Here is a 16,642-nt window from a genome sequence, read left to right on the forward strand (position 1 = left end):
GATCATCGCTGGCATGGCCGACCTCGTGGAGGTCCTGTGGCGCGAGGCTCCGCCCGCGTTCGGCTTCCTCGTGGCCGAGCACTCCTTCGAGGGGCCGCGGTCGGTCGCCGACGGGCTGCGCTGGGACCGACCGGGCCTCGCGGTGCTCGTCACGGTGTGGGTGCGGCACCACGAGTCGGGGTTCACGACGTCGCTGGAGGCGGCGGACGCCGCCGGCCGGCCCGTCATCGCGGGGCTCGACGCGGTCTACACCCGGCTCGGCCTGGGGCCGGCCCAGGACGTGCCGGAGAACGTCTCGACCGCGCACACCGTGCGCCGCCGGACGGCCCAGCACGCGACCGCGCTGGGCCTCGTGCTCGTCGCTCTCGCCGGGAGGGACGTCGCCGCGACGCTCAGCGCGTCACGTCGCTGATCGCCCGGTCGAGGATGTCGAGCCCGAGGTCGATCTCGGCGTCGGAGACGGTGAGCGGCGGGGCGATGCGGAAGACACCGCCCATCGACGGCAGCTGGACGATGTTCATCGACAGGCCCAGCTCGAGGCAGCGCCGGCTCACGGCGTGCCCGATCTCCGGCGCCGGCTTCTTCGACACCCGGTCTGCGACGACCTCGACCCCGACGAGCAGCCCCCGGCCGCGGACGTCGCCGATGCACTCGTGCCGCTCCTGCATCTCGCGCAGGCCCGCGCGGAGCCGCTCGCCGGCGACGAGCGCGCGCTCCGCGAGCCGCTCCCGGACGACCACGTCGAGGACGGCCAGCCCGACCGCCGCGGGCAGCGGGTCGCTCACGTGGGTCGTGTAGAAGAGGAAGCCCCGCTCGTGGGCCTGCTGCTCGATCTCGGTCGTCGTGAGGACGGCCGCGAGCGGCAGCCCCGCGCCGAGGGTCTTCGAGAGCGTCATGAGGTCGGGCGTCGCGCCGTCCCGCTCGTGGGCGAACATCGTGCCCGTCCGGCCGACACCCGTCTGGGCCTCGTCGAGCACGAGGAGCATCCCGCGCTCGGCGCACTTGGCCCGCAGCGCCGTGAGGTAGCCCGGCGGCAGGTCGATGATCCCGCCCGAGGACAGGATCGGCTCGGCGATGAACGCCGCGAGCCCGCCCGCGCTCTGCCGGTCGACGAGGTCGAAGCCGTCGTCCAGCTCGGTGCGCCAGTCGAGGGCGCCGTCGGGGGTCGTGAAGCGCGGCCGGTAGGCGTTCGGGGCCGGGATCGCCATCGAGCCGACGTTCGCCGGGCCGTAGCCGCGCCGCCCCGCCGAGTACGTCGCGGACGCGGCGCCGCCGGTCATCCCGTGCCAGGACTGGCTGAACCCGACGACCTCCCAGCCGCCGGTGACGAGCCGGGCCATCCGCAGCGCGGCCTCGTTCGACTCGGCGCCCGTGGTGAGCAGCAGCACCTTGTCCAGGCCCGGCGCGAGCGAGCCGAGCACCTCGGCGAGGTCGATGACCGGGCGCGACAGCATCCCGGAGAAGAGGTGGTCGAGGCGGCCGATCGTCGAGCCGACGACCTCGACGATCGCCGGGTGGCTGTGCCCGAGGACCGCGCTCATCTGGCCGCTCGTGAAGTCGAGCACGGCGCGGCCGTTGCGGTCGTACACGAACGAGCCGGCGGCGCGCTCGGCGACGAACGGCATGAAGTCCCCGCCCCCGCCGTAGCGGACGAGGTGCCGCGCGGCGCGTGCGAGGTCCGCGCGGTCGGTCGGGTCGAGGAGGTCGCCGGGCCCGGAGTCGGTCATGGAGGCGACGGTACGGCGCGGACGGCGTCCCGCGGGAGGGGCGTCCCGCGCTCCGGACGGTGATCCGTCACTCGTCCGCACCAGGGCTCGCATCACCCGGCTGCGCACGAGCGGGCCGCCCGGGCGGCTCAACCCGGGCCGTGGGCCGGTCGACATCTCAGTGAACGCACCTGGCGACGCAGCCGGGGACGGCGAGGAGGACCCACGATGGTGAGCACGACGACAACCCTGCCCGCGGACGCGCTCGCGCTCCTGCGCGCCCGCGTCGACGGGACGGTCCTCGTCGAGGGCGCCCACGGCTACGCGGAGTCCTTCGCCCCCTTCAACAGCGCCGTCGTCCAGCGCCCGGCCGTGGTGGTCGTCGCGGAGTCCGTCGCGGACGTCGTCCACGCCGTGCGCTGCGCCGCCGACCTCGGGCTGCGGGTCGCCGTCCAGTCGACCGGCCACGGGATCGGCCGGCCCGCGGACGGCGCGCTCCTCGTCGTCACCTCGCGGCTGCGTCGGGTCCGGGTCGACCCGGTGAACCGGACGGCGTTCGTCGCCGCCGGCAACCAGTGGGGCGACGTCCTGCCGCTGGCCCAGCAGCACGGGCTCGCGCCCGCCCTCGGCTCCAGCCCGCACGTCGGCTGCGTCGGCTACACGCTCGGTGGTGGGGTGGGCTGGCTCTCCCGCCGTTACGGGTTCGGCTCCGACAACGTGCTCGCCTTCGACGTCGTCACCCCGGACGGCGCGCTCGTGCGGGCCAGCGCGCACGACCACCCCGAGCTGTTCTGGGCGCTGCGCGGCGTCGGTGGCGGGCCCTTCGGCGTCGTCGTCGGGATGGAGATCGCGCTGCACCCGGTGGCCCGGGTCTACGGCGGCAACCTCTACTACCCGCCGGAGCTCGCGGGCGAGGTCGCCCGGCGCTGGCGCGACTGGGTGGCCGGTGCTCCCGACGAGCTGTCGAGCAGCCTGGTCCTCATCGAGTACCCCCCGATCCCCGACGTCCCGGAGACCTTGCGCGGCAAGTCGTTCGCCGTCGTCCGCGGGGCCTGGTGCGGTGACCCGGAGCAGGGCGCCGCGATGCTCGACGAGTGGCGGCGCTGGCGCGCGCCGCTCGTCGACACCTGGGCCGACATGCCGTTCGGCGAGGTCGGCGGGATCAGCCACGACCCGGTCGACCCGATGCCGGCCTACGTGACGACGGAGCAGCTGGACAGCCTCCCGGACGAGGCTCTCGACGTCTTCGTCGACGGCTGGCAGGAGCACGCGGACGGCGAGCGGTTCGTCGTCGTGGCGGAGATCCGCCACCTCGGTGCGGCGGTCCGCCGGGGAGCCGCCGGGGCGCCGAACGACCGGGCCCGGACGGCGGAGTTCGTCCTCGAGTACGTCACCGTCGCGGCCGACGAGGCCCGCGCGCACGCCGTCGAGCGGCACTACACGCAGACCAGGGACCGGCTCGCCCCGTTCGTCACCGGCGCGACCTACCTGAACTTCACCGAGGGTGCCGAGAAGGCGGCCCGGACCGCGAGCGCCGCGGGCGGGGCCGCCTGGCAGCGGCTGCGCACGCTGAAGAGCGCGCTCGACCCGGCGAACCGGTTCTGCCACGGGTTCGTCGTGCCGCCGTTCGACGTGCCGCTCGCGGGGGTCGACGTCCCGAGGCCGCGCCAGGGCTGAGCCGCGGCCCCGGGCTCGTCGAGGCGCCCGTCAGGACGAGAAGAACAGCCGCCCGAAGCCCTGCTTGCGGTACCGGTGGTGGCCGTGGCTGCCCCAGCCCGGCCCGTACTGCCCGGGGTAGGGCTGCGGCGGGTAGGGCTGCTGCGGCTGCTGCGCGTAGACGACCGTCGTCGGCTGCGCGGCGGCCTGCGGGGCCGGTGCGGGGGCGGGTGCCGCGAGCTGGGTCTCGAGCCGGGTGAGCGACTCCAGCTCACCGAAGTCGAGGAAGATGCCGCGGCAGCCGTCGCACTGCTCGAGGTGGATCCCGTTGCGCTCGTAGGTGCGCATCGCGCCGCGGCACTTCGGGCAGACCATCCCGCCGCCGGCCGGGGCGACCGGCTGGGTCGGGGGCTGGTACTGCGGGACGGGCTGGGGCAGCCACGGCCACCACCGGTACCNGGCTGGGCGGGCGGCTCGCCCCAGGCGGGGGTCTGGCTCATGGCGGTGCTCCTCGGGAGGCGCTGCTGCGTGATGCGTCTCCATGGCCGACGATCGGCCGGCCGGGGCGGTTCCCGCGGTCACGGGCCGGGCGGCGGTCCGCAGCCCGTGCAGGCCGGGCTCACATCCGGGCGCACGCCGTCAGCAGCGCCTCGGCGGTGTCGTCCCAGGCCTCCGTGCCGTGGTGCGCCCGGTGGACGGCGCGGGCCGCCGCGACGACGACCTCGGCGCGGGCCGGCAGGTCCAGCCGCGGCCACGGGTCGCCCTCCGGCGGGACGGCGGGACCGCCGGCCGCCCGGTAGGCGGTGAGGAACGTCGTCCACGACGCGTCGTCGAGCAGCCCCGCGGCCCAGAACCCGGCCGGGCGGCCGAGGTCCCAGGCCTGGTCCCCGAGCCCGAGGTCGTCGAGGTCGAGGAGCAGCCAGCGGCCACCGACGTCCCGGCCGAGCTGGCCGAGGTGCCAGTCGCCGTGCACGAGGCTGCCGGCCGGCTCGGCCGCCGCGAGGTCCTGCTCCGTGTGCCGGCCCGCCCGCACGACCGTCGCGGCGCGCCCGTCGTTGCCGAGCGGCGCGACCCGGTCGAGCGCCCGGCGCAGCCGGGCCGGCGCGCCGTGCGCGGGCAGTGCGGCCGCGGCCGGGACGGCGGTGCGGTGCAGCCGGGCGAGGGTCCGGGCGGCCGGTGCCCACGGCGGGTGGGCCACGTCCGTGTCGAGGACGTCGAGCCGCGGCCAGAGCGTCGCGACGAGATCCTGCGAGTTGCCGTCCGACGCCGCGCCCAGCACCGCCCCCGGAACCGGGACGGGCTGGGCACGCAGCGGCGCCGCGAGGACGCCGTCCAGGTCGGGCGCCGCGGCCACGCGCAGCCGGGCTGCCAGCGCCGCCGCGTCCGTGCCCGCCGGGTGCACCTTGACGACGACGTCGCCGCAGACCGCGAGGACGGCGCCCGAGGTCGGTCGCAGGACGGCCGTCGGGGCGCTGCCCGTGAGCGTCGTCGTCCAGGCGGCCAGGCCCGCCGGTACCGTCTGCGCCACGCAGCCACCGTAGACGAGGGCTTCCGCAGCGCGGCCACGAATGACAGGATGATGGGATGAATTTGAGGCTCGTGCCCGACGCGTCAGCCGTCGCGGAGGCCGGCGCGGCGGCCGCGCGGGCCGCCGCCGGCGAGGGCCTCGCCGTGCGGGAGCTCTCCGAGCCCGAGGACCACCTCCGGCTCGTCGCGGTCTTCGACGCCGTGTGGGGCCGGGCCCCGGAGCAGTCGTTGTCGACCGAGCTGCTGCGGGTCATCGCCTTCGACTGCGGCTACCTCGCCGGGGCGAGCGTCGTCGCCGGCCCGCACGGCGGTGCGGAGGAGGTCGCGGACGACGCCCCGGGTGACCTCGTCGCGGCGTCCATCGGCCTGTTCGGCGTGACCCACGAGGGCGAGCCGATCCTGCACTCCCACATCACCGGTGCCCTCGCCGAGGGGCGGGCCCGGCACGCGGGGTTCGTCCTCAAGCAGCACCAGCGGGCCTGGTGCCTGGCCCGCGGCCTGGGCACCGTGCAGTGGACCTACGACCCGCTCGTGCGCCGCAACGCGTACTTCAACGCCGTCAAGCTCGGGGCGCTGCCGGTGCAGTACCTCCACGACTTCTACGGCGAGATGACCGACGCGATCAACGCCGGCCACCACTCCGACCGGTTCCTCGTGCGCTGGGCCCTGCGCTCGCCGCGGGCCGTCGCCGCGGCCGCCGGCACCCCGGCGACGTACGTCGCGCCCGCCGGTGCCGCCGCGGTCGTCCACGAGGACGCCGACGGCCGCCCGGTCGTCGACGCCGGGGTGCTCCGCGCGGCCGGCTCCGGCGATGTCCCGGCGGTGCTCGTCGGGACGCCGGCGGACGTCGAGCGGATGCGCGTCGAGGACGGCGGCACCGCGCGGTCCTGGCGCGCCGCCCACCGGGACGTCGTTCCCGGGCTGCTCGGGAGCGGTTGGCGTGTCACGGGTTTCGTCGACCGCAGCTCCTACCTGCTGACTCCGCACCCACAGACCGCTGCCACCGGAGAGGACCCCTCATGAGAGAGGACATCGCATGAAGCTCGAGGCCGTGGAGCTGCGCCGCGTCGCGCTGCCGCTCGTGTCGCCGTTCCGCACGTCCTTCGGCACCGAGACGACGCACGACTGCGTCCTCGTGCACGTCGTCACCGACGAGGCCGAGGGCTGGGCCGAGTGCGTCGCGATGGAGCGCCCCGCCTACTCGAGCGAGTACGCCGACGGGGCGTGCGACGTCCTGCGGCGCTGGCTCGTGCCTGCTGCGCAGGCGCTCTCGGACGCCGGGGAGCTCACGGCGGAGGGCTTCGCGCCGGCCGTCGAGTGGGTCAAGGGGCACCGGATGGCGAAGGCGGCGCTCGAGACCGCGCTCCTCGACGCCCAGCTGCGGATCGAGGGCCGCTCGATCGGCGACCGGCTCGGGGCGGTCAAGGACCGGGTCCCGACCGGGGTCTCGGTCGGCATCATGGACTCGGTCCCCGCACTGCTCGACGCCGTCGGGGCCTACCTCGACGCCGGCTACCTGCGGATCAAGCTGAAGATCGAGCCGGGCTGGGACGTCGCGCCCGTGCGCGCCGTCCGCGAGCGGTTCGGCGACATCCTCCTGCAGGTCGACGCGAACACCGCCTACGGGCGCGGCGACGCCGACCACCTCGCGCAGCTCGACGCCTTCGACCTGCTCCTCATCGAGCAACCGCTGGAGGAGGAGGACGTGCCCGGGCACGCCCTGCTCGCGCAGCGGATCACGACCCCGGTGTGCCTCGACGAGTCGATCGTGTCGGCGGCTGCGGCCCGGGACGCGATCGAGTCCGGAGCCTGCGAGATCGTCAACATCAAGCCCGGCCGGGTCGGCGGCTACCTGGAGTCCGTGCGGATCCACGACGTCTGCGTCGAGCTCGGCAAGGCCGTGTGGTGCGGCGGCATGCTCGAGACCGGCGTCGGCCGGGCACCGAACCTCGCGCTCGCGGCGCTGCCCGGCTTCACGCTGCCGGGCGACACCTCGGCGACGAAGCGCTACTACCACCAGGACATCACCCGGGAGTTCTTCATCGAGGACGGCCACGTCGCGATCCCGACGGGGCCCGGCATCGGCGTCGAACCGGACCCGGACGTCCTGCGCTCGGTGACGGTCTCGTCGGAGTGGCTGCGGTCGTCGTGACGGGCGCAGCGGGTCTGTTCGGGATCGAGGGCCTCGCGCCCGGCGCGGCACGACCAGTGCAGTCGTACACCTACGGTGCCCACCCGGCGCAGGTGTGCGACCTGTACCTGCCCGACGCTGCTCCCGAGGGTGATGCGGGAGACGTTGCGCCGCACCGGGTCGCCGTCCTCGTGCACGGCGGCTACTGGCGCGCGAGGTACGACCGGAGCCTGTCCGGGATGCTCGTCGACGACCTGCTCGCCGCAGGCTGGGCGGTGTGGAGCCTCGACTACCGGGCCGTCGGCAGCGAAGGGCCGTCGTCCGGGGGCGGCTGGCCGCGCACCTACGACGACGTCGCCGCGGCGGCCGACCTGCTGGCGGACGCGGCCGCCGGGCACCCGCTCGACCTCGACCGGGTCGTGCTCGTCGGTCACTCGGCGGGCGGGGCGCTCGCGCTGTGGCTCGCCGGCCGGCACCGGCTCCCGGCCGGGGCGCCCGGCGGGCCGCCCCGGTGGCGCCCGGCCGCCGTCGTCGCGCAGGCCGCGGTCGCCGACCTCGTCGTCGCGGCCGACGAGCGGTACGGCGACGGTGCGGTCCTCGCGCTCATGGGCGGGGCCGGCCCGCGGGACAACCCGCTCGCGTACGCCACGGCGAACCCGGCCGCGCTGCTGCCGCTCGGCGTCCCGACGCTCGTCGTCACCGGGGACGCCGACGACGCCGTCCCGCACACCGCCTCGCTGGCCTACGCGGCAGCCGCGGCGGCGGCCGGGGACGACGTCACCCTGCGCGTCGACGAGGGCGCCGACCACTTCGTCCACCTGCTCCCGGGCACCCCCACCTGGCGCGCGACCCGGCAGTGGATGCAGGCTCGTACCTCGTGAGCCCCTCCACCGAGCCCGCGCCCTCCACCGGCCCCTCGTCGTCCGCCGGCCCCTCGTCGTCCGCCGGCCTCTCGTCGTCCACCGTCCTCGACCTCCTCACCGACCTCGTCCGGCTGCGCACCGTCGCGGACGGCGAGGAGGCCGCGGCCGTCCGCTGCGCGGCGGTCCTCGACGACGCCGGTCTGCGGACCACCGGCGTGGCCTGGGAGCCGAACCGGTTCCAGGTCGTCTCGCGCACCGGCGGCGACGCACCCCTGACCTTCACCGGGCACCTCGACACGGTCCCGGCGACCCCCTCCGACTGGAGCGTCGACCCCTGGGCGGCCGCCCGGGACGGCGACCGGATGGTCGGCCGCGGCACGAGCGACATGAAGGCCGGCGTCGCCGCGCTCGTCGTCGCCGTCGCGGATCACGCCCGGCGGCCGCACGCCTGCCGCGGCGTCCAGGTCGTGCTCACGGCGGGGGAGGAGACCGGCTGCACCGGCGCCGCGCAGATCCCGGCCGCGGTGCTCGCCGGCGGCGGGCCGCTCGTCGTCGCCGAGCCGACCGGCAACCGGCTCGTCCTCGGGCACAAGGGCGCCCTGTGGCTGCGGCTCACCGCTGCCGGCCGGGCCGCGCACGGCTCCGCGCCGTGGCTCGGCGACAACGCCGCCGTCCGGCTCGCCCGGGCCGCGGTGGCCCTCCACGACGAGACCGGCTGGCCGGTGCACGAGACGTTCGGGCCGATGACGGCGAACGTCGGCTACCTGGCGGGCGGCGTCCAGTCGAACATCGTCCCCGACAGCGCGCAGATGCTCCTCGACGTCCGGGTCGTGCCCGGGGTGGCGCTGGACGACGTCCGGGTCAAGGTCGCCGCGCTCGCCGGGGACGGGGTCGTGGTCGCCGACCACGTCGTCCTGCCACCGGTCGGCACGGCGCCCGGGGACCCCTTCGTCGCGCTCGTCGCGGACGCCCTCGGCGCCGTCGGGCTCGACGCCGGCGTCGCCCCGCCCGCCCGCTACTTCACCGACGCGTCGGTGCTCGCCGGGTTGCTCGGCCCCGCGGCGGCGCTCGACGGCCCGCACGTGCCGACCGTCGTCCTCGGGCCGGGCGAGGCGGACCAGTGCCACGTCGCGGACGAGTGGTGCTCGACGTCGAAGACCGAGGCGGCCGTCGAGGTGTACGGGCGGCTGCTCGACCTGTGGTGCACGACCGGCCTCTCCGACGGGCGGGCATGACCGTCGACCTGCGGGCGCGGGCCGCGGCCCACGACGCGCTGCTGCTGCGCCGGCTGGAGCTCGTCGTCCCGCTCGTGCTCGACCGGGCCGGGCTCGACGCCTGGGTGCTCGTCGCCCGGGAGTACGCCGAGGACCCGGTCGTCGCGACGATGCTGCCGGCGACGTGGCTCGCCACGGCCCGCCGCCGGACCGTGCTCGTGTTCGTCCGGCGGGCCGACGGCAGCGGGGTCGACCGGTTCGCCGTCGCGCGCTACCCGGTCGGCGAGGCCTTCCCTCACGTCTGGGACCCGGCCGCCGAGCCGGACCAGTGGACCTGCCTGGCCCGGATCCTCGCCGAGCGCGACCCGCGGACGATCGGTGTCGACCGGTCGGCGACGTTCCCGCTCGCGGACGGCCTCACGGCGTCCGAGCACGACGCGTTCCTCACGGCGCTGCCGGACCGGATGCGGCGCCGGGTCGTGTCCGCCGAGCAGGCGGCCGTCGGCTGGCTCGAGACCCGGCTGCCCGAAGAGGCGGACGCACTGGCGGCGGCCTGCGCGCGGGCGCACGGCTACCTCGCGCGGGCGCTCTCCGCCGAGGTCGTCACGCCCGGGGTCACGACGACGTCCGACGTCGAGTGGTGGCTGCGGCAGACCGTCCACGACGACGGGCTCGGCTCGTGGTTCCACCCCGCGTGCAGCGTGCAGCGGGCGGACGACGCGCCGTCCGGACCGGTGCCGGCCGGCGGGGAGACGGTCATCCGGCCCGGCGACCTCGTGCACGTCGACTTCGGGATCGTCGACGCGGGGCTGTGCACCGACCAGCAGCAGCACGCCTACGTGCTGCGGCCGGGCGAGACGCAGGCGCCGGCCGGGCTGCAGGCCGGGATCGCCGCCGCGAACCGGCTGCAGGACCTGCTCATGGCCCGGTTCTCGGTCGGGATGACGGGCAACGACCTGCTGTCGGCGACGCTGGGGGCGGCCCGCACCGAGGGCATCGACGGCCTGGTCTACAGCCACCCGATCGGGGTCCACGGGCACGCAGCCGGGCCGACGATCGGGCTGTGGGACAACCAGGGGCGCGTCGACGGCCAGGGCGAGCACCCGCTGCACCCGGCGACGGCCTACTCGGTCGAACTCCAGGCCCGGGTCGCCGTCCCGGAGTGGGGCGGTCGCGGGGTGGCGTTCATGCTCGAGGAGGACGCGTTCTTCGACGGGCGGGAGTGCCGGTTCCTCGACGGGCGGCAGACCCGGCTGCACCTCATCGGCTAGAGCCTGACGGGGGCGGAACCGACCACGGAAGAAACGTTCGTCTGTTCAGAGGAAACCTCCGGGCGGACGATGGCGTCTTGAGGGGTGGCAGCGGCCATCGGGCCGCTCGACCACCCTCAGGGGGAGAACGTCATGACCGGTGCAGAGATCTTCGCCTCAGTCGGCTTCCTGCTGCTGCTCGTCGTCGTCGCCGCGATGTCGATCGAGTTCGGCGACAAGCAGATGTCGGTGCTCGACCGCTGGAAGGGCGTGCGGCACCAGTGGGCGAAGGACCACCACGGCATCGACTGAACGACCCGGTCAGGCGCGTGCCCGTCGGGCGCGGACCTGTCGGGCACGGGCCCGTCAGGAGGCGAGCCCCCGCCGCACGAGCAGCGGGGCGATGACCGGCGGGCGGCCGCGGACGGCCTCGAAGGCCTCCATCGGGTCGCGGGAGCCGCCGCGGCTCAGCAGCTCGCGGGCGAAGACCTCGCCGGACTCGCGGCGCAGGCCGCCCTGCTCGTGGAACCACTCGACGGTGTCGGCGTCGAGCACCTCGCTCCAGATGTAGGAGTAGTAGCCCGCGCTGTAGCCGCCGGCGAACACGTGCGAGAAGTACGACGTCCGGTAGCGCGGCGGCACGAGCCGGACCGCGATCCCGTGCCGCTCCAGGGCCTTCGCCTCGAACGCCTCGACGTCCTCGGGGGCGACCGTCGCCGCGTCGCCGGCGAGCCGGTGCCACTCGAGGTCGAGGAGCGTCGCGGCGAGGTACTCGGTCGTCGCCTGGCCCTCGCCGTAGAGCTGGGAGGCGAGCAGCGCGTCGACGCGCTCCTGTGCGAGCGGCTCGCCGGTCTCGTGGTGGACGGCGTACCGGGAGAGCACCGGCGCCTCGTACGCCCACATCTCGTTGACCTGGCTGGGGTACTCGACGAAGTCGCGGGGGACGCTCGTGCCGGCCAGACGCGGGTAGCGGCAGTCGGAGAGCAGGCCGTGCAGGACGTGGCCGAACTCGTGGAACGCCGTCCGGACCTCGTCGAGCGTGAGCAGCGTCGGCTCGCCCGCGGGCGGCTTGGGGATGTTGAGGTTGATGACGATGACCGGTCCGGTGCCGAGCAGGTGCGACTGGCCGACGAAGCTGCTCATCCAGGCCCCGCCGCGCTTGGAGTCCCGGGCGTACCAGTCGGCGACGAACAGCCCGAGCGGGGCGCCGTCCGGGCCCGTGACGTCGTAGACCTGCGCGTCCGGGTGGTAGGTCGGCAGGTCGGTGCGGCGGGTGAAACCGAGGCCGTACAAGGCGTTCGCGGCGTGGAAGATGCCGTCCTCGACGAGCCGGCCCAGCTCGAAGTACGGCCGCAGGGCCGCGGTGTCGACGGCGTACCGGTCCCGGCGGACCTGCTCGGCGTAGTACGCCCAGTCCCACGGCTGCAGCGGTGCGGTCCCGCCGTCCGCGACGAGCAGGGTCTCGAGCTCGGCGGCCTCCGCCTCGGCGTTGCGCACGGCCGGGGCGACGAGCCCGCCGAGCATCGCGTCCACGGCCTCCAGGGTGCCTGCGGTCTGGTCGGCGACGACGTACGAGGCGTGGTCGCCGAACCCGAGGAGCACCGCGCGCTCGGCGCGCAGCGCGACCATCCGGGTCAGGCTCTCGCGGGTGTCGTTCTCGTTGCCGCGCAGGCCGCGGGTCACCGACGCGGTGTGCAGCCGCTCCCGGACGGCGCGACGCCGCAGCCGGGCCAGCGCCGGCTGCGCGGTCGGCAGCACGAGGGTCAGCAGGTAGCCGTCGAGGCCGCGTGCGACGGCGGCCTCGCGGGCGGCCGCGACCTCGCCGTCCGAGAGCCCGTCGAGGTCCGCGACGTCGCTGACGTGCACCGCGAGGTCGTTGGTGTCCGCGAGGAGGCGGCGCTTGAACTCCGCGGTGAGGGAGGACAGTTCGGCGTTGATCGCGCGCAGCCGCTCCTGGCTGTCGGGGTCGAGCGCGGCACCGGCCCGGACGAAGTCCTTGTGGTAGCGGTCGAGCAGACGCTGCTGCTCCTCGTCGAGGCCGAGGGAGGCCTGCTGCGTGTGCACCGCGGCGATCCGCTCGAAGACGCGCGGGTCGAGCCGGACGGCGTCGCTGTGGGCCGCGAGGAGCGGGGCGACGTCCGCCTCGATCGCGTCGAGCTCCGGGCCGGAGTGCGACGACGTGAGGTTGTAGAAGACGCTGGAGACCCGGGACAGCAGCCGGCCCGACCGCTCGAGCGCCTCGAGGGTGTTCTCGAAGGTCGCCGGCTCGGACGACGTCGCGAGCGCCTCGACCTCGGCCCGCTGCTCGGCCATCCCCGCGTCGAACGCCGGCCGGAAGTGCTCGGGCCTGATCCGGTCGAACGGCGGGAAGCGGAACGGCAGCCCGCTCGGGGCGGCGAACGGGTTGTCCGCGGGCAGTGCGGTGGCAGGCTGGGGGTCAGCGGTCCGGGCGTCAGCGGTCACCGGCCCAGCCTGCCATGCGGCCCGGCCGCCTACCGCTGCAGGTTGCTCGGTGCTCCGGCGGTGTCCGGGGCCGACAAGGAGGTCTGCGATGTCCGACGTCCCAGCAGCGCCCGACCGGCCGGTGGAGCCCGGGGCGGCGGCGCGGCCCCGGTTCACCCTCGTGGAGGCCGTGCTCGGGGCCCCGGACCCGGTCGCCCTCGCCGCCTTCTGGTGCGACCTGCTCGGCTGGCGGGTCGCCCGCTCGTCCCCGGAGTGGGTCGTCGTCAGGCCACCGGACGGCGGGACCGGACTCGCGTTCCAGCTCGAGACCGACCACGTCCGGCCGACCTGGCCGGCCGGCCCCGGGGACCAGCAGATGCAGGAGCACCTCGACGTCCGGGTCGACGACCTCGCAGCCGGCGTGGACCGTGCTGTGGCCCTCGGGGCCAGGCTCGCCGAGCACCAGCCGCAGGACGACGTCCGGGTGCTGCTCGACCCGGCGGGGCATCCGTTCTGCCTGTTCGCGGGGTGAGCTGTTCGAGGGGTGAGGCGTCGCGCGCCGGCTACCCGCGGGCGACGATCTCGCGGACGGCGGTGAAGTAGGCGGCCTCGTCCGGCTCGCTCCAGCCCGCGGCCTCGACGCAGTCCAGGGCGGCCCGGAGCGGGTCGGGCTGCGCCGCGCCGGCGAGCGCCGAGACGGCGGAGACCGTCGGGTCGATGCACATCCTGGGCGGCGGTCGGCCGTCGGTGAGGTGCAGCACCTCGACCGCCCCCATGAACCCGCCGGCGGGTTGCGGCCAGACCATCGCCGACACCGCCTCGTAGTCGTCGAAGGGAGCCGGCACCGGCTCACCGGCCTCGACCGCTGCCAGCGGGACCGCCCAGTCGACGAGGTCGATGGCGGCGGCGCAGACCCGACGGGTCGCCCAGAGCGCCACCGCGGTCTGGGTCGTGGGGTCCGCACCCGCGAGCAGGTCGACGAGCTCGCGGTCGCGTCGCGAGAGCTGCTGGGCGAAGCCGCCCACGGCGAGGAGCCGTGCGTCGGGCTCGGTCCCGCCCCAGCTCTCCAGCAGCCGTTCGCGCGCCCACCGCGCCTCCTGGCGCTGCTCCTCGGCGGCATCCTCGGCCTCCTGCGTCCGTACGGCGGTCGCGAGGTCGTGCTGGTCCGGCGGTGCCGGGGTCTCGCGGGCGACGCCGTGCCAGTAGGCGGGGCCCTGGGACCGCTGCCGCAGCACGACGTCGGGTGCGGGTCGTGCGGGCCAGAGCTGGAGCACGTAGCGCTCGCCCGCGAAGGCCGGGCCGTCAGGGTCCTCGTCCGGAGCGGCCTCGGCCGCGGCGTCCCAGCCGGTGCAGCACAGCCGGACGCGGTGCTGGCCGGCGCGGCCGAGCTCGAGGTCCCACCACCCGTCGAAGGTGCTCATCGCGGCCTGCGGCCCCCGGGCGTCGAAGGACACCTCGACGACGTCGTCCCACTCGTCGCCCAACGCGGGTTCGGCGTCGAGCATCTCGATCCGGATCCGGACCTGGCCTGTGTGCGTCGCCGTGACCAGCGAGAGCACCCCCGGGCACGCGGCGCCGAGCAGCCCGTTCACCTGCCCGGCGCGGGCGTCGCCGATGTCGACCGGAGCGTCGTCGCCGAGCTGCGTCGTCAGGAAGGCGAACCCGTAGTCCACGTGGACGAGGTCGTCGAAGATCACCCGCATCGCGCCACTGTGGCAGATCCCGTCGTCAACCCAGGCGGGGTCAGAGTCCGGCGGCCAGCAGCGTGTGGACGTCGGGGATCGCCGGCCGCGCCGAGCGGTCGCCCGGCCAGTAGACAGCACCGTCGTCGGGCCAGCAGGGGACGACGTGGAAGTGCAGGTGCGCGACGGACTGGCCGGAGTGCGGGCCGCTCGCGTTGAGGACGACCACCCCGGTCGCGCCGATCGTGCGTGTCATGGCACGGCCCACGCGCTGGACGAGTGCCGTCGCGGCGAAGAGGGCGGCAGGGCTCGCGTCGAGGACGCCGGCGCAGTGCTCTCGCGGGACGACGAGGGTGTGGCCGGGAGCCAACGCGGTCTCGGGGAGCGGTAGGAAGGCCACGGCGTCGTCGTCGTCCTCGGCGACCCAGCGTGCGGCGCCGGTCCGCATGAGCTCGCAGAACACGCAGCGCTGGTCGTCGGCCATGCCGTTCTCCTTCATCGGATCCGGGCCGAAGGTAGCCGGGTTCTGGAGGCCTGTGAGCCACAGGCTGCCCAAGCAGGACTCGTCAGCCTGTCCGTTTCCACGTGTCGTCCGGTGGGGCCTGGCTCCAGATCGGGGGTGTGAGGTCGATCGGGGTGAGTCCGGCCCGGCTCGGACCGCCCCCGCGGGCGTCGGCGTCGTCGTCGAGGGCGAGGCGTAGCTGTTGCCCGATCCGTTGGGCGGCGGTGTGGGTCTGGTGGTGGAGGTTGCGGGTCCGGCGTCGTTCGGGGTCGACCCAGGACGGCGGCCGCACCCACGGGATGCCGTCGCGGACCTCGACCGCCCAAAGACCGGCGTGCACCTGCTGATGATGGTTCGGACACACGCTGACCAGATTGTGCAGGTCGGTGGCGCCGCCGTGCTCCCAGGCGCGGAGGTGGTGGGCGTCGGTGCCTTCGTGCGGGACCGGGCACGCCGGGATCACGCACCCACCGTCCCTAGTGGCGAGCGCCTTGCGCTGCGCCGGCGTCGCGAGCCGATGCGCCCGCCCCACATCGAGCGGTGCCCCGTTCCGGTCCAGCAGCACCTTGGTCAGAGTGGCGGCGCAGGCCAGGTAGGCGAGCAGGTGGGATCCGATCGGTCCGTGCCGGTGCAGCGTCGCGAACCCCGACGCCCTGCCGACCTGGCATGCGGCGGAATCGACGGACCCGTTGTCGGCGAACGTCTCCGAGACCCGAGCTTCGGTGTCCGCGTCGGCTGCCGTCGAGGCCTTCCGCCGGACCTGTTCGGCGGCCGCACCGGCGGCGGCGACCTGCTCCACCGTCGCTGTCACGAGCAGGTTCACCAACGGCGACGGCGCCTCACCATCAGCACCGCCATTGAGTCCGGCACGCAGCAGGGCCATCACGGCGTCGTACCTGCGCATCGCCACCGTCCGGTCGTCCTTCACCAAGGTGACCTGCTCGGCCCCGGTGTCGTCGACCGTGAGGACCTGCTGCGCCGGTCGCGGCTTCTCGGCGGCCGAGAGCATCGCCGACAGCACCGCGGTGTCCGCCGGGGTCAAGGTCATCCGCAGGGACCCCATCCCCGTGGAGTCCTTCACCAACGACAGCCCGCGTCGTAGGTGGGCGTCCTCGTCGAAGTCCTCCTCACGATCCGGGTCCAGCACCCGGACGAGCTCGTCGACGAGGCGGTGGATCGCCCGGACCGGGAACCGGCGGCACTGCTCGGCGAGGAACGCGTCCGCGATCTCCATCCCCGACCGCAGCTCACCGGTCGCCTCGTCCTCCAGCAGCACCACCCGGAGTCGTCTCGGCAGCCGCGCCACTGCCCGCACACAGGCATCGGCGTGCTCACGGGTGATCTCACCCGCCGCCAACGCCGCGCCGACCTGCGGCAGGCTCCCGGAGTCCGCGTCCAACGCGTGCGCGGCACGCGCGTCAGCGTTCGCCCGCCCCGGGTCCACGTTCAACCGGCCGGTGAGGAACGTCGCCGCCACCTTCGACTCGTCCGCACCCGGCACCGCCTCGGGCCGCTCGTCGAGGACCTTGATCACGGCGAGCCGGGCCGCCTCCGCCGAGGCCATCGCCCGGGACAGGTCCTCGACCACGCCACGGACCTCCTCACCGGACAGCGACCACGCGCACCGCGACGCCTCCAGCACCATCGCCGCCGCAGCCTTCATCGCCTC

At 75.2% G+C, this 16,642-nt stretch carries 16 protein-coding genes; 9 read left to right on the top strand and 7 right to left on the bottom strand.

The features are described 5' to 3' along the window. Positions 1-13 precede the first annotated feature (13 nt). Complete coding sequence (locus EDJALFJO_RS05910; RefSeq protein WP_088283167.1) at positions 14-412, top strand: hypothetical protein; 399 nt, start codon at positions 14-16, stop codon at positions 410-412. Here the strand turns inward: EDJALFJO_RS05910 and EDJALFJO_RS05915 are convergent. Next, positions 393-1,727, bottom strand: a complete 1,335-nt coding sequence (locus EDJALFJO_RS05915; protein ID WP_088283169.1) for an aspartate aminotransferase family protein — start codon at positions 1,725-1,727, stop codon at positions 393-395. The two genes, EDJALFJO_RS05910 and EDJALFJO_RS05915, sit on opposite strands and share 20 nt — an antisense overlap. 207 nt (positions 1,728-1,934) lie before the next feature. On the opposite strand from EDJALFJO_RS05915, the gene EDJALFJO_RS05920 reads away from it, so the two are divergent. Then, positions 1,935-3,383 (top strand): FAD-binding protein, encoded by a 1,449-nt coding sequence (locus EDJALFJO_RS05920; protein WP_088283171.1) that lies wholly within the window; start codon positions 1,935-1,937, stop codon positions 3,381-3,383. 30 nt (positions 3,384-3,413) lie between these two features. Here EDJALFJO_RS05920 and EDJALFJO_RS36060 read toward each other — a convergent pair whose 3' ends face one another. Then, positions 3,414-3,737, bottom strand: coding sequence for a zf-TFIIB domain-containing protein (locus EDJALFJO_RS36060; RefSeq protein WP_088283173.1), 324 nt, complete (start codon positions 3,735-3,737; stop codon positions 3,414-3,416). Between the two features lie 244 nt (positions 3,738-3,981). Next, entirely contained in the window at positions 3,982-4,890 is a 909-nt protein-coding gene (locus EDJALFJO_RS05930) for an aminoglycoside phosphotransferase family protein (RefSeq protein ID WP_143448317.1), read from the bottom strand. A gap of 56 nt (positions 4,891-4,946) precedes the next feature. On the opposite strand from EDJALFJO_RS05930, the gene EDJALFJO_RS05935 reads away from it, so the two are divergent. The 6 genes from EDJALFJO_RS05935 to EDJALFJO_RS34060 all read left to right on the top strand — a co-directional run bounded on the left by EDJALFJO_RS05935 (position 4,947) and on the right by EDJALFJO_RS34060 (position 10,659). Then, positions 4,947-5,912: a GNAT family N-acetyltransferase gene (locus EDJALFJO_RS05935; protein WP_143448318.1), complete on the top strand. Its 966-nt coding sequence runs from the start codon at positions 4,947-4,949 to the stop codon at positions 5,910-5,912. Between the two features lie 13 nt (positions 5,913-5,925). Then, a complete protein-coding gene (gene menC, locus EDJALFJO_RS05940; RefSeq protein WP_088283178.1) occupies positions 5,926-7,041 on the top strand; it encodes an o-succinylbenzoate synthase in 1,116 nt (371 codons plus the stop codon). Further along, positions 7,038-7,901 (top strand): S9 family peptidase, encoded by an 864-nt coding sequence (locus EDJALFJO_RS05945; RefSeq protein WP_158220301.1) that lies wholly within the window; start codon positions 7,038-7,040, stop codon positions 7,899-7,901. The genes menC and EDJALFJO_RS05945 overlap by 4 nt, the downstream gene beginning before the upstream one ends. Further along, positions 7,898-9,118 (top strand): M20/M25/M40 family metallo-hydrolase, encoded by a 1,221-nt coding sequence (locus EDJALFJO_RS05950; RefSeq protein WP_198950045.1) that lies wholly within the window; start codon positions 7,898-7,900, stop codon positions 9,116-9,118. Before EDJALFJO_RS05945 ends, EDJALFJO_RS05950 begins: the two co-directional genes overlap by 4 nt. Next, on the top strand, positions 9,115-10,368 hold the full coding sequence (locus EDJALFJO_RS05955) for a M24 family metallopeptidase (protein ID WP_143448319.1): 1,254 nt from the start codon (positions 9,115-9,117) through the stop codon (positions 10,366-10,368). Before EDJALFJO_RS05950 ends, EDJALFJO_RS05955 begins: the two co-directional genes overlap by 4 nt. A 132-nt stretch (positions 10,369-10,500) precedes the next feature. After that, entirely contained in the window at positions 10,501-10,659 is a 159-nt protein-coding gene (locus tag EDJALFJO_RS34060; RefSeq protein ID WP_158220302.1) for a hypothetical protein, read from the top strand. Between the two features lie 54 nt (positions 10,660-10,713). On the opposite strand, the gene EDJALFJO_RS05965 is transcribed toward EDJALFJO_RS34060, so the two are convergent. Further along, positions 10,714-12,810 (bottom strand): M3 family metallopeptidase, encoded by a 2,097-nt coding sequence (locus EDJALFJO_RS05965; RefSeq protein WP_233149704.1) that lies wholly within the window; start codon positions 12,808-12,810, stop codon positions 10,714-10,716. A gap of 88 nt (positions 12,811-12,898) precedes the next feature. Here EDJALFJO_RS05965 and EDJALFJO_RS05970 point away from each other — a divergent pair, with 88 nt between their 5' ends. After that, positions 12,899-13,321, top strand: coding sequence for a VOC family protein (locus EDJALFJO_RS05970; RefSeq protein WP_158220303.1), 423 nt, complete (start codon positions 12,899-12,901; stop codon positions 13,319-13,321). A gap of 31 nt (positions 13,322-13,352) precedes the next feature. Here the strand turns inward: EDJALFJO_RS05970 and EDJALFJO_RS05975 are convergent, their stop codons facing one another. From EDJALFJO_RS05975 to EDJALFJO_RS05985, 3 genes are all read right to left on the bottom strand, one after another. Further along, positions 13,353-14,492 (bottom strand): hypothetical protein, encoded by a 1,140-nt coding sequence (locus EDJALFJO_RS05975; protein ID WP_088283185.1) that lies wholly within the window; start codon positions 14,490-14,492, stop codon positions 13,353-13,355. 40 nt (positions 14,493-14,532) lie between these two features. Next, a complete protein-coding gene (locus EDJALFJO_RS05980; protein WP_158220304.1) occupies positions 14,533-14,955 on the bottom strand; it encodes an HIT family protein in 423 nt (140 codons plus the stop codon). A gap of 82 nt (positions 14,956-15,037) precedes the next feature. Beyond that, on the bottom strand, positions 15,038-16,642 hold a 1,605-nt coding region (locus EDJALFJO_RS05985; RefSeq protein ID WP_143448320.1), incomplete at its 5' end, for an HNH endonuclease signature motif containing protein.

The sequence above is a fragment of the Kineosporia sp. A_224 genome (assembly GCF_002198655.1).
In the GTDB taxonomy this organism is placed as follows: Bacteria; Actinomycetota; Actinomycetes; order Actinomycetales; family Kineosporiaceae; genus R-H-3.